Annotated in this window: 9 protein-coding genes and 1 pseudogene; 8 read left to right on the forward strand and 2 right to left on the reverse strand. The window is 45.4% G+C overall.

Going from position 1 to position 12,882, the window contains the following annotated elements; translation table 11 throughout:
* The first annotated feature begins 54 nt into the window (after positions 1–54).
* The 7 genes and pseudogenes from EXU30_RS17395 (at position 55) to EXU30_RS17425 (ending at position 10,653) form a co-directional block, all read left to right on the forward strand.
* Positions 55–2,700: a glycoside hydrolase family 3 protein gene (locus EXU30_RS17395; protein ID WP_130602169.1), complete on the forward strand. Its 2,646-nt coding sequence runs from the start codon at positions 55–57 to the stop codon at positions 2,698–2,700.
* Positions 2,701–3,229: 529 nt separating this feature from the next.
* Positions 3,230–4,078 (forward strand): 3'(2'),5'-bisphosphate nucleotidase CysQ, encoded by an 849-nt coding sequence (gene cysQ, locus EXU30_RS17400; RefSeq protein WP_130602171.1) that lies wholly within the window; start codon positions 3,230–3,232, stop codon positions 4,076–4,078.
* 69 nt (positions 4,079–4,147) lie between these two features.
* Positions 4,148–5,049, forward strand: a pseudogene (mak, locus tag EXU30_RS17405) (fructokinase).
* Positions 5,050–5,425: 376 nt separating this feature from the next.
* The gene (locus EXU30_RS17410) at positions 5,426–8,224 is read left to right on the forward strand and encodes a TonB-dependent receptor plug domain-containing protein (RefSeq protein WP_130602173.1); all 2,799 of its coding nucleotides are present in this window, start codon (positions 5,426–5,428) and stop codon (positions 8,222–8,224) included.
* A 342-nt stretch (positions 8,225–8,566) separates the two neighbouring features.
* Positions 8,567–9,409 carry an ElyC/SanA/YdcF family protein gene (locus EXU30_RS17415; protein WP_130602175.1) on the forward strand — a complete coding sequence of 281 codons (843 nt, stop codon included), beginning with the start codon at positions 8,567–8,569 and terminating at the stop codon, positions 9,407–9,409.
* Positions 9,410–9,523: 114 nt separating this feature from the next.
* The gene (locus EXU30_RS17420; RefSeq protein WP_130603587.1) at positions 9,524–10,201 is read left to right on the forward strand and encodes a DUF2982 domain-containing protein; all 678 of its coding nucleotides are present in this window, start codon (positions 9,524–9,526) and stop codon (positions 10,199–10,201) included.
* Between the two features lie 29 nt (positions 10,202–10,230).
* Positions 10,231–10,653, forward strand: a complete 423-nt coding sequence (locus EXU30_RS17425; protein ID WP_130602177.1) for a GFA family protein — start codon at positions 10,231–10,233, stop codon at positions 10,651–10,653.
* 12 nt (positions 10,654–10,665) lie between these two features.
* Here the strand turns inward: EXU30_RS17425 and EXU30_RS17430 are convergent, their stop codons facing one another.
* Together EXU30_RS17430 and napF are read right to left on the reverse strand one after the other, a co-directional pair.
* Positions 10,666–11,058, reverse strand: a complete 393-nt coding sequence (locus EXU30_RS17430; protein ID WP_130602179.1) for a bactofilin family protein — start codon at positions 11,056–11,058, stop codon at positions 10,666–10,668.
* A gap of 165 nt (positions 11,059–11,223) precedes the next feature.
* Positions 11,224–11,724 carry a ferredoxin-type protein NapF gene (napF, locus tag EXU30_RS17435; protein WP_130602181.1) on the reverse strand — a complete coding sequence of 167 codons (501 nt, stop codon included), beginning with the start codon at positions 11,722–11,724 and terminating at the stop codon, positions 11,224–11,226.
* Positions 11,725–12,036: 312 nt separating this feature from the next.
* Here napF and phhA point away from each other — a divergent pair, with 312 nt between their 5' ends.
* Positions 12,037–12,843, forward strand: coding sequence for a phenylalanine 4-monooxygenase (phhA, locus tag EXU30_RS17440; protein WP_130602183.1), 807 nt, complete (start codon positions 12,037–12,039; stop codon positions 12,841–12,843).
* Positions 12,844–12,882 lie beyond the last annotated feature (39 nt).

Genomic DNA, 12,882 nt, shown 5'->3' on the forward strand with positions numbered 1-12,882 from the left:
GGAACAAGCGCTAATCAGCAAAGATCAACAGACTCTAATAACAAGGACATTTTTATGTTGAACAAATCATCAAAGCCGGCTTTTGTGCTCTCTGCTTTGGCAATGTCTCTGGCGTTAACTGCCTGTATGCAAAGCAGTGACGATGCTAAATCAAGCGGCGAAACGGTAACTACAACCGCTGCTGAGAATGCACTGAGTAGTCAAGTACACCTAACAAAGGCGATTGCAGATAACGCTGATGCAAGTTATCCAGAACACGACATCAACATTTGGCCAAAACTACCGGTACCAATAGCCGTTGATGCAGAGCTTGAAGCGAGAGTGGCTAAAATTTTGTCGCAAATGACCTTAGAGCAAAAAGTCGCGCAGATGATGCAGCCAGAAATTCGTGATATTACGGTTGAAGATATGCGTAGATATGGTTTTGGCTCATATCTCAATGGTGGCGGTTCGTTCCCATATTCAAATAAGCAGTCAACGCCACAAGATTGGATCCAATTAGCTGAAGACATGTATCAGGCTTCAATTGATGACTCGATAGATGGTTCAAACATACCGACTATGTGGGGCACAGATGCGGTCCATGGTCATAACAATGTAATTGGCGCAACGTTATTCCCGCACAATATTGGCCTAGGCGCTGCCAATAACCCTGAGCTGATCAAACAAATTGCTGCTGTGACGGCTAAAGAAGTGATGGTGACGGGTATCGACTGGGTATTTGCGCCAACCGTAGCTGTTGTTCAGGACGATCGCTGGGGTCGTACCTACGAAGGTTATTCAGAGGATCCTCGCATTGTTCGAGAATATTCTCATGCCATAGTTGAAGGCTTGCAAGGCGCGGTTGATGGCGACTTTTTAACAGACAAGCATGTTATCTCAACCGTTAAGCACTTTCTTGGTGATGGCGGCACAATTAAGGGCATTGATCAGGGCAACAATATTGCCAGTGAGCAAACCTTGTTTGATGTGCATGCTCAGGGCTATGTTGGCGGTTTAGCTGCAGGTGCACAAACGGTTATGGCGTCGTTTAATAGCTGGCATGGGGTAAAAAATCATGGCAGCAAATATCTACTGACAGACGTATTAAAAGACAGATTCGGTTTTGATGGCCTAGTTGTGGGTGATTGGAATGGCCATGGGCAAATCCCAGGTTGTAGCAATGAATCATGCCCTGAAGCTGCCAATGCGGGTTTGGATGTCTACATGGTGCCGACTTCTGCTTGGAAACCATTACTTGAAAACACCATTGCTCAGGTTAAAAGTGGTGAAATTAGTCAAGCACGTATTGATGATGCAGTAAGTCGGATCTTGCGCGTTAAGTTACGTGCTGGTTTGTTTGAAAAGCCAAGCCCTGCGAATCGTCCGCTATCAGGTAAAACGGAGCTGATTGGCCATGCTGAGCATCGCGAAGTGGCAAGACAAGCTGTGCAGCAGTCACTTGTGTTACTTAAAAACAATCAAAATATTCTACCGCTTGCGACAGACATTAATGTACTGGTAGCGGGTGATGCCGCCGATAATATTGGTAAGCAATCGGGTGGCTGGACCATCACTTGGCAGGGCACAGATAACCAAAATAGTGACTTCCCAGGCGCAACGTCTATCTACCAAGGCATTGAGCAAACGGTTGAAGCTGGCGGTGGTCAGGTTCAGCTAAGCGTTAATGGTGACTTCACCGCTAAGCCTGATGTAGCCATCGTGGTATTTGGTGAGGAGCCTTATGCAGAGGGTAATGGTGATATTGATAACCTTGAATATCAACGCGGTGACAAGCGTGATTTAGCCTTATTAAAGGCGCTCAAAGCACAAGGTATTCCTGTGGTGTCGGTGTTTATTAGTGGCCGTGCTATGTGGGTTAATCCTGAGCTAAACGCATCAAATGCCTTTGTCGCGGCTTGGCTTCCTGGCTCAGAAGGTCAGGGCGTCAGCGATGTGCTGTTTGCTAAACCAACGGGCGAAGTGAATGTGCCATTTACTGGCAAGCTGTCATTCTCATGGCCAAATACGCCGCTGCAGTCTGTGGTCAACGTAGGTTTAGATGGTAAGACGTATGGTGATGAGAAACCGCTATTTGCTTATGGCTATGGTCTAGAGTACGGCCAACAGCAAAACCTAGATACCTTGTCTGAAGATAATTTAGCTGACAGTAGCGAACTGCAGTCACTTGCCTTATTTGAGCGCGCGGTAAAAGCGCCTTGGGTGTTAAACATTGGTGATGACAGTGGCCGCGCCGCAGTTGTCAGTAGTGAGCAATCTCAAGGTGTGGTGAGCATTAAGTCGATGGACAAAGAAGTGCAAGAAGATGCTCGCGTGGTGACTTACCAAGGTGGCAAGCAAGGCTTTGTGGCATTAATTAGTAACTTCCCACGTGATTTACGCGCTTATTCAAATGGTAATGCAAGTCTCACTGTGCAGCTAAAAGCAGATGAGAAGCTTACTCAGCCGTTAACGTTAGGTGTGAGTTGTAATCGTGATTGCCGCGGCGGTGTTGATATCAGCGAGCAGCTCAATAGCGCTTTAGGCAAGTGGCAAACTGTAAGCGTCGATCTTACTTGTTTTGCCGAGCAGGGGGTTAACTTTGCCACAGTTAACACGCCGTTCTATCTCGCTACAGAGCAAGCGGTAACGGTTAGCTTTAGCGACCTGCATCTGGTGCCAAATAGCGCAGAGTCGGCGGCTATCGTTTGTAACGATTAGGCTTGCAATGAATAGGTTTGTAGCGATTAGGCTTTTAATAACTAGGCTTGTAATGATTAGGCTTGTAATGACTAGAGCTACAATGCGCTTAATCGTTTGATACCAATAAAAGTAGTGATTTGAGCACCACACTCACACTTGGTTGTATTGCTGCAATCAAGTGTGAGTAAGCTAAGTTTAACTTTCTGTATTAATTCGTTATTTCATTTATCCGCTACTGCCAACAATACTCGCTTAAGTCGATGGCAATTTGATGAGCAAATGACTGAATACGAATGCAGTGAGCGCTATTTGTCTTTTATGCCAGCGGTGCTTGGCTTACTATCAAGCTCAATCTGTTACAAGGTACTAACATTCTTGTGCTAATTGGTGTTAGCCGATTAAGGATGTGAATCAGCAGCGAAGCTCAGTTGCTTTGATTGATATAAATAGGCGCAAATGGTTATAAATCTACTTGTGAAACAGTGGCATAATCTTACTTTGACGAAAACTTCATAATTTTTGAAACGGTTGAGCAAGGACTGATTAAGTGCAACAACAAGATTTAAATGTGCCACTAGCTTGGTTATCAAGCGTTGAACAAATAGCAATCGCAGCAGGTGAAGCCATTATGGGCATTTATCAGCGCGGTGAAAGCGGTGACTTAGCGGTGCAAACCAAGGCTGATGAAAGCCCGGTAACCGAAGCTGATATTGCCAGTCATCAAGTGATTGTCGCTGGGCTATCTGAGTCGTTGTCTCAGTTACCCCGATTTCCAATCTTGAGTGAAGAGTCGACTGAGATTGATTGGCAAGAACGTAAGCAATGGCAAACCTACTGGCTGATTGACCCGTTAGACGGCACTAAAGAATTTATAAAGCGAAACGGCGAATTTACGGTAAATATCGCGCTGATACACCAGGGAAACCCTGTTTTAGGTGTGGTTTATGCGCCCGTATTAGATAAATGCTACAGCGGCATTGTGGGCAAAGGCGCCTGGCTTAGCCAGCAAGGTGCTGACAAAGCCAGCGCAAATAGAACTGAACTTGCAATCGATAAGCGCAAGCTTAACAGCAAACCCATTGTGGTAGGCAGTCGCTCGCATATCAGCCCAGATGTCGCCAAATATGTAGACAAGCTGGGTGAGCATGAAATGCAAAGTGTAGGTAGCTCGCTTAAGTTTTGCATGGTGGCTGAAGGCTTAGCAGATGTGTATCCGCGCCTAGGGCCAACTAGCGAGTGGGACACTGCTGCAGCCCAAGCCGTGCTTGAAGCCGCAGGTGGGCAGGTTTTGGTCCACAGTAATGGACAAGCTTTACAATATAATCAAAAACCGAGTGTGTTGAATCCATACTTTATTGCCGCATCGCCGGCATGGTTCGCACTTGGATACAGCTAAAATAACTAACCACTGTCGGGTAAACCAATAGCAGGTTGGATGTAGGAAGGTTAAAGGGAGAATCAAGCTATGATGCGCATGGGCGTCGACTTAGGTGGTACCAAAATTGAGTTAGTTGCGTTGGCCGACGATGGCTCAGAGCTATTTCGTAAACGTGTTCCTACCCCTAAAAACTACCCAGACACACTAGAAGCGATTACTGGGCTGGTTGCTGAAGCTGAAGCGGCAACCGATCAACGCGGAAGTGTTGGTGTGGGCATTCCTGGTGTGGTATCGCCAATGACTGGCCTGGTTAAAAACTCCAATTCTACCTGGATCAATGGTCATCCGCTGGATAAGGATTTATCTGAGCTGCTTGACCGTGAAGTGCGCGTTGCCAATGATGCAAATTGCTTTGCAGTATCTGAAGCAACCGACGGCGCTGCAGCCGGTAAAAAAGTCGTGTTTGGCGTGATTATCGGCACAGGTTGTGGCGGCGGCTTGTCAGTTGATGGCAAGGTACACGGCGGCGGCAACGGAATTGGTGGTGAGTGGGACATAACCCGTTGCCATGGATGACAGCTGACGAGTTCAACTCCACTTCGTGTTTCTGCGGTAACAAAGATTGTATCGAAACCTTTATTTCGGGCACTGGTTGGGTGCGTGATTTTCGCCGTGCAGGTGGTGAAGCTGACAGTGGTATTCAAATTGCGCAGATGATGGCAGAGGGCGACCCGTTAGCGACGCAAGCATTTGTTCGCTATATCGATAGACTTGCTCGCTCACTTGCACACCTGATCAATATGCTTGACCCAGATGTCATCGTGCTAGGTGGCGGCGTATCTAACGTTGATGCGATATACACTGAGCTGCCTAAGGTATTGCCAAAGTATGTAGTCGGCCGCGAGTGTGAAACCTTAGTGGTGAAAAATCAGTTTGGCGCTTCATCTGGTGTACGCGGTGCAGCATGGCTATGGACTAAAGAAAACTAATCATTATCTCCCCAGATAAGATTGCAATTAAGCGCCTTAATGGCGCTTTTTTGCGTTTAGGACTTTGTAAGTTGGCCCTTGGCGTAATAGCTGATTGATTACTAACTTTCTGAGCATCAGTTGTATCTGTTGTGTCCGCAAAAACACCAACAACGCGTGAATAAATGCTTTAAGGACTATGCAACGGGACTATGTACTAAGAATGCTTATCAATACGTTTCTATACATGTGTGCAACACCTGATACAAAGTGTGTTTTGTGCGTAAAAAATCGGTAAAAGTTTGCTTAACTGTAATAAAATTGTATCAGCCAGTGGTGTTACCGATACATATATGGTCACTTGCCGTCGTTTACAATTCATTGGATGGTTTTGTTTATGCATAAGATTTCGGCTTTAGCTCAGTACGTTGGTTTTATTAATCGCGATGATTTGCAACGACTTATTTTCGAAGAATCCATTTTAGAACAGTCGGGTGTTAACTATAGGCGCAGTAGTGCGCGGCATAGTAAGCAAAGCATTGCTGCTGGAGCACTGTGCTTAGGGCTTTGTGCAATTGTGCCATTTAATGTGTTGGCCAATGAAGCGGTTATCGACAGCGAAAACATAGAGCGCATTCAAGTGACCGGCACCCGTATTAAACAGGTCGATATTGAAACCGCATCGCCGTTAACGGTGATTGACGCGCAGCAAATAGCCTTGTCAGGTGAAGCGAATATTGCTGATGTACTCAACAACACTAGCGTGAACAGCTTTGGCTCCTGGCGCGGCGTGACTGGCTATGCCTCAGGGGATTCAGCCTCAAGTAGCGTTAATATGCGCGGCTTGGGCGATGGAGCAACTTTAATTTTACTTGATGGCAGGCGCATGCCCGGCGCGACTTCAAGCTCTGGTGGTATTGCTGACACCTCGCAAATACCCTTGGCAATTGTTGAGCGTATTGAGATTTTACGTGATGGCGCTTCAGCCATTTATGGCTCTGATGCGGTAGCAGGCGTCATTAACATTATTACCAAGAAGCAGTATGACGGCGTTGAGCTCAATATTTCCTCTGAGCTACCTCAAATTAATGGTGGCGATACTCATCAAATTTCCGTTAGCGGCGGCTATGTGGGGGATAATGGCAACATTAGTGTGAGCTATGAGCGTTATTCTAGTCAGGCAGTCTACGACAGAGATGTTTGGCGCTTAGATGACCCCAGTTATATGGATTACGACACCTATAATGGGGTGCCAAACGGTTATTACTATGACTACAACTTAGAAGATTATGTGGCAATAACTAACTCTGAGTTATGTCAGCAGCAGCCGCAAGGTATTGATGCATCAGATGGCAACAATCAAGGTTTATGCTTATACAATTATGGCGAAGTGTCGACGTTATATGGCGATTTCGACCGCAACAGTGTGCTAAGCCATTTTGACTACGAGCTAACTGAAGATGTGACTTTGAAAGGTCGACTATCGTTTGCTGATTTGGTCACCGAAGGTGCCACCGCGCCAACGCCCATCTATCCAGCCTATATTTATATGCCCTGGGATCATACCTACAACCCAGTTGGTGAAGAAGTTGAGTTACAACTGCGTTCAACACAACTAGGGAACCGTGATGAGCGGGTTGAGACGCAAACTATTGATGGCTTGCTTGGTCTGCAAGGCTACGCTGATATTGCTAGCGGCCTTGATTGGGAGCTTAACCTACAGCATTCAAAATCAACCACCAAGATGTATGGCGATAACCTGATTAACGATGCCAAATTGCAACAGGCGATATTGGCAACCGACGAAAACGGTGATGCCTTATACGATATCTTTAACGTCTCAGGGATGAGTTTTGATACTTGGCAAGCGCAAATGGCGCAAATGTATCAGCAGGCAGAGCATACTAGCGTGTATGACAGCGAGTTAACCAGCACTCAAGTTGATGGCTTAGTGTCGACATTAATGTTTGACGAAGGCGATTACACCATTGCAGCTGTTGCCGGTTTTGAGCATGAATGGATTGATTTTTATCAGGTAAATGATGCTGAGTCTTCTGCTGGGCTGATCTCTGGTGGTGCCGGCGGCGATAATGCCGATGCAGACCGTAAGCGTTTAGCTGGCTTTATGGAATTTAAATTTGGTCTGCCCGCTGATCTAGAGCTTTCTGCCGCGCTTAGATATGAGCGCTACAGCCAAAGCGGTCGGGTAATGAACACAGGGAGCGATCAAATTACCAATGAGTCGGCAACCTTTGATGATGTAGTCCCCAAACTTGGCGCATTATGGCGCGCTACCGATTCACTATTGCTTAGAGCGAGCTTTGGTGAATCATTTAGAGCGCCTAATATGATTGAGATGTTCTCGTCAGACTCGCTAAGTTTTGATTACGCCTATGATCCAGTGTGGTGTGCCAATAATGATGATCCTTACTATTGCTCTTATTTTGCGCAGCATGCTACCTGGTTTGGTGGCAACCCAGACTTGCAAGCAGAAAAAGGCCAAACTCTCACTTTAGGTGGTGTTTGGAATGTCACTGACGATTGGAGTCTAGAGTTGTCTTACTATGCGATTGAGTATGACAACAAAATCGAAGCAATTGATATCAATGACATCCTGTACTTTGAGCAAATTAATGGCGGCTCAGATTCGGTGCACAGGGATGAAAACGGTCAAATTAGTTACGTAGAAAGTACCGTGCGCAACATTGCTAGTATTGAAACCTCAGGCTTTGATATTGTCAGTGCCTACAACATGACCACTGGCGTTGGTGACTTTAACCTGACACTCGATATTGCTCATGTGATTGATTACAAATACCGTGCTGATGAAGCTTCACAGGCTGTCGATTATGCAGGTGACACTGATTACCCGCAGTGGCGGGGTAATTTTAGTTTAGCTTGGCAATACGATGTATTCTCAGCAGGCTGGTCAACCGTGTTTATTGGTAAGCAATCGGGTCAAGCATGGCGAGATGCAGGCTTTGAATCGATTATCGACACGCCAAATTACTTTAAACACAACCTGCAAGTGGGTTATATGCATCCATTTAACGGCAGCGTGACCTTAGGGGTTAACAATGTGTTTAATGCTGATGCGCCTAATTGGTATGACTTTGCCAGCTATCAGGATGTGAATACCGATCTGTATGACGTGATTGGCCGCAGCTTGTACCTAAAACTTAATCAAAGTTTTTAATGTCATCGTTATAGAAACCTAAAGCTAGATACTGACAGTTAGTAACTAAAAGTTAGCAACCAAGGTAAACGACAGGAACTTCAACAAGCCGCTTGTTGCGTAAAGCAAACAGCGGCTTTTTATTGTAACTTGCTGCCTTGTTAATTAGCTATATGCTTTAACTTTAACTTTAACTGGTTAGGCTAAGTCCTGTTAACTGAGTTCACCATAGTGCAGTTACCTTTAACTTAGATGAGAACCGTGATGATGGTAGCGTTTAGATGCTGCATACGTTTTATGTCGTGATTTGGTTATTAGCTGATAAACTAGCGCCAGATAAATTGGGTGAAATGGAAATGCTAAATGTTCTGGGTAAAAAAAGTGTTGAGTCAGTTTGTGATGCCTATTCCTGTGTCCTTACTACTTATCACGGCGGGTGTATTATTGCTTGGTTATGGTTACACCCGAGCAAAGCAAAACTGGCCAGCAAGTTTAGGTAAGGCGTGCTGCGTGCTTGGTGTTGCCGTGCTGGCGCTATTTAGTCAGGCCAATGTGAGCAATGCTCTGGTAAAACCTTTAGAGCAAAGTTATCCCGCCAATACTAATCCCATAACCACTGAGTGTGTGGTGATGGTATTAGGCTCAGGTAATCAGGAGCAAGCTGGCTTAAGTGCGACTCAGCAACTTTCAACAACCTCACTAGCAAGGCTAACTGAAGGGCTAAAGCAGCTGCGCTTGGGCAAACAGGGAGAACAGGGTGACCAAAGTGGGCAGGTTCAGATTGGGTTTAGTCAAACTTGCCAGTTAATTGTAAGCGGCTGGGGCGGGCAGGGGGCTAGGCACTCACATGCGCAGATGATGAAACAAGCTGCGATAGAGCTAGGTGTGCCAGAGCAGCTAATAACCACCTTTGATACGCCAATGGATACTATTGAAGAGGCTTATTTTGCTTATCAGATGATTGGTGACAAACCATTTCGCCTAGTGACATCAGCGACCCATATGCCGCGCTCCATGACTATTTTTACAAGCCTTGGCTTATCGCCGCAAGCCGCGCCTGCTGACTATGCTATTGCGCATGGCCCTTGGTGGCGATTGAGTGCGCAAAATTTATTGAATAGCCAAAAAGCGATTCATGAATATGTGGGTAGAGCCTGGCTTGAAATCAAAGGCTTACAGCCAATCGATGGTGGTTCTAATCAATGAGCCCAAGTCGGTGACTAACATTACTTAAAGCCAAGTGCTCACTACTAATAATAACTGTGTATACAAGGAAAAGCTGTGTCAGAGCCTTTATCAACATCAACTGAATCAGACGCAATGAGTCAAACACTGCCAGATTCGGTTGCCATTAGACCTTTTTCAAAACGCAACGGCATCACTTTGTCTGTAGCAGGCGGTTTGAGCTTTGTTATCAGTATTATGCTATTCATCTTCGTCAAAGGTGCATTTGCCGTGGCATTGTTGCTATTTGCGCTAGGCATTGTTGGCACGGTTTTGGGCTTCACCAAGCTCAAAGAGCCTCCAGTAAGTGTATTGTTAGCAAAACAGGGCTTAGCGATATTTCATCGCCGCGGTGAAGTGGCGATTGATTGGAGTAATATTCAGCGCATTGACCAACTCAGGGTGAATCAAAATATGCAGATGGTGGACTTGCCTTATATTGGTTTAAAGCTGAAAAAGCTAAGCCCGATTATCGATACTATCTCACCTCGGCTTGCCACAGGTTTGCTCACTGAGCAGCGACCACTTTTGATGACAGCGGCAACGCATGATGGCGATTTACAAAGCCTTGAGCATTACCTTAGCGCTGAATTTACGCCGCTGGCGATTGAGAATAAGGATTATCAAGGGGTACAGGCGATGTTCGGTCATAGGTGTTTAACCCTTAATGAAAACCTTGGTTATCACCTTTATATTCCAGTTGATATGCTTGACAGAAGCGAAGCAGAATTTGTCACTTTAGTTCGCAATTGGAAGCAAGCCGTTGAGCAATAATAGATTGAAGTCAATCATAGGGAGAAGTTATGTCTGAGACCAAGTCAGAGGCAGTACTAACTGGCGGTTGCCACTGCGGCGCGATTCGCTATCAAGTTAGCGCTATGCCATTTGCTTCAGATTATTGCCATTGTGATATTTGCAAACAAACTACGGGATCAGTGGTTGGCGCGTGGATGGACTTTAAAGTCGAGCAGGTAACTTGGCTTAAAGGTAAGGTCAAAGAGTATGAATCTTCTGAATTTGTTCGCCGTGGGTTTTGCGAGCATTGTGGCTCAAGCCTAACCTTTCGAGATACTCGCCATGCGAGCTATTTTACTTTGACGGTGACAAGTTTAGATGACGCCAGTAAAGTGCAGCCAACCTACCATATTTACACTGATGATCAGCTCCCCTGGCTGAAGATTGACGATAACGCTAGGCGCTACCGTCAGGGGCAAACTAAAGAATAACAGGATACGCGATTAAGCGCTCACAGCTTGAGGTGCTTGAGCCTCTGCAGCTTGTTCAATTTGCTGCTCGGCTTGAGGTAAATGGCGTTGACCTAGGAATTGACCATCTTCAGCAATCTCAAGCTTTTCACTGCGAATGTCGCCTTCAAACAATCCTGAGTTGCTAATGGTGATTTTATGGCAGTGTGCTTCGCCGTTAACCTTGCCCGAAACCGTCACGTCCTTAGCGTAAATATTACCAGTTACCTTGCCGGTTGATTCAATAACGATATTGCCATCAGTGGTCAAATCGCCTTCCACACTACCAGCGATAAGAATGTCACCAGAAAAGCTAAGCTTGCCTTTAACCTGACAAGACTGCGCGATAAAACTTAGTGAGTTATTTGATTGTTTAGCTTGAAACATGGCTTAGCCTATTTGTTATTTTTGTGTGCTGATGAAGGTTCACTTACTCAGAAGTTCAAATATATAGTCTAAGTCGCCAGTTTAAAAGCGATTGATTACAGCAATAAAACATTTTGCCTATTATCTGTTAACTCAATCGCGAATTTGGCTAGGTGAGTGTGAGGGCTAGTTTGGCGTAACCACCTGAATGGAGTTGTTAGGGCAAGGGGCAACGCACGCACCACAACCGGTGCAGGCTTCTAAATCGATTTCCGGCTTAGGTACGGCGCCAACAGCCAGCTGAAAGCGAATCGCTCTAGGCTCGCAAGCATCTTTACAGCTTTGGCACCACACACCAGAGAAGGTGAGGCAATGATCCTGCACTTTAGCCAGGTAGCTCCAAGGTTGCTCAGCTGTTTTATCAAAAATGGGCTCTTCACATACATCAACGCATTTTTCACAAAAGGTACATTCGTCCTTTTTGAAATCAACTTCAACAAAGCCACCATCACCGCGGAACAAAATGCCAGTTTCACAAGCCTTTATGCATTTATCGCAGCGGGTGCATACATCGGTGAACTCGATGTCAGTTTTCGTCCACGGTGGTCTTAAAGCATTGGTTTTGTTACGCCTAAATAGATTACGGCGAGCATGATTGATACTGTCACGCTTTGGGCTTTGACTCATTTATACCTCTAATAAACAGGGTAATGTGCTAAAAATGCGCTAATGCTCACATTGTAAAGCAGCAAAGCTTAACAACCTAGCCATGTCACTTGTTTCATCACAGCGTGCTTAATCATGCGGTACACTGTCAAACAAATCAGCCAGAATTAACTTATTGTTTTTGCAGGGCTTGTTTGACTAGAAAATTGCGATGTATTTTTTAGTTTACGTTTTTACTGACCCGAGTGCTGCACAAAAAACTGTGAGGTAGTTAACAAAATTGCTCAGGTGTCACAGTATGAAGGCAAGGAAGTTTACGTAAAGTGAAGCAATATGAGTAAGAGCACACAATATGTGTCCCATCAAATTGATGCCAATGGATACATAGATTACTCCGAACAAGAACATGACATTTGGCAGCAATTGTACGCAAGGCAAATTACTAATTTGCCAGGGCGTGCGTGTAAGGCATACCTAGATGGTATTGATGCATTAGGGATGTCGGTAGATCGCATTCCGCAACTACCAGAAATCGATAGCGTACTAAAACAAGCTACGGGGTGGGAAACCGCTGCGGTACCGGCGCTTATTTCGTTTGGTAAGTTCTTTGAGCTGCTAGCCAATAAACGCTTTCCCGTTGCGACGTTTATTCGCTCAAAAGAAGAGTTCGATTATCTGCAAGAGCCGGATATCTTTCACGAGATTTTCGGTCACTGCCCACTGCTAACCAATCCAGCGTTTGCTAATTTCTCCCACCTTTATGGTCAGCTAGGCTTAGCGGCTTCAAAGGAAGACCGCGTATTCTTGGCTAGACTGTACTGGTTTACCGTTGAATTTGGTTTGATGCAAAGCGCAGCCAACGAACCATTAAACATTTATGGTGGCGGCATTTTAAGCTCACCGGGTGAAACCATGTATGCACTGGGTGATGAGCCAGAGCGCAAACCTTTTGAGTTACTGGATGTGCTGCGAACGCCTTATCGTATCGATATTATGCAACCTATTTACTATGTTATTGAGCATATCGATTATCTCGACGAGATTGGCAAAATGGACATTATGGCGCATGTGCAAAAGGCAAAGGCGCTTGGATTATTTGAGCCAAAGTTTGCGCCTAAAGCAATAGCACAAGCCAACTAAACCCGAATTAACGAGTTATCTATTAAATGTGTCTGTTGA

The sequence above is a fragment of the Shewanella maritima genome, from assembly GCF_004295345.1.
GTDB lineage: Bacteria > Pseudomonadota > Gammaproteobacteria > Enterobacterales > Shewanellaceae > Shewanella > Shewanella maritima.

Bases quoted from the DNA above. Each gene is read 5' to 3' on its own strand.
- EXU30_RS17395 (WP_130602169.1), top strand. From the start codon at position 55: ATGTTGAACAAATCATCAAAGCCGGCTTTTGTGCTCTCTGCTTTGGCA.
- EXU30_RS17410 (WP_130602173.1), top strand. From the start codon at position 5,426: ATGCATAAGATTTCGGCTTTAGCTCAGTACGTTGGTTTTATTAATCGC.
- EXU30_RS17415 (WP_130602175.1), top strand. From the start codon at position 8,567: ATGTTCTGGGTAAAAAAAGTGTTGAGTCAGTTTGTGATGCCTATTCCT.
- EXU30_RS17420 (WP_130603587.1), top strand. From the start codon at position 9,524: ATGAGTCAAACACTGCCAGATTCGGTTGCCATTAGACCTTTTTCAAAA.
- EXU30_RS17425 (WP_130602177.1), top strand. From the start codon at position 10,231: ATGTCTGAGACCAAGTCAGAGGCAGTACTAACTGGCGGTTGCCACTGC.
- EXU30_RS17430 (WP_130602179.1), bottom strand. From the start codon at position 11,058: ATGTTTCAAGCTAAACAATCAAATAACTCACTAAGTTTTATCGCGCAG.
- napF (WP_130602181.1), bottom strand. From the start codon at position 11,724: ATGAGTCAAAGCCCAAAGCGTGACAGTATCAATCATGCTCGCCGTAAT.
- phhA (WP_130602183.1), top strand. From the start codon at position 12,037: ATGAGTAAGAGCACACAATATGTGTCCCATCAAATTGATGCCAATGGA.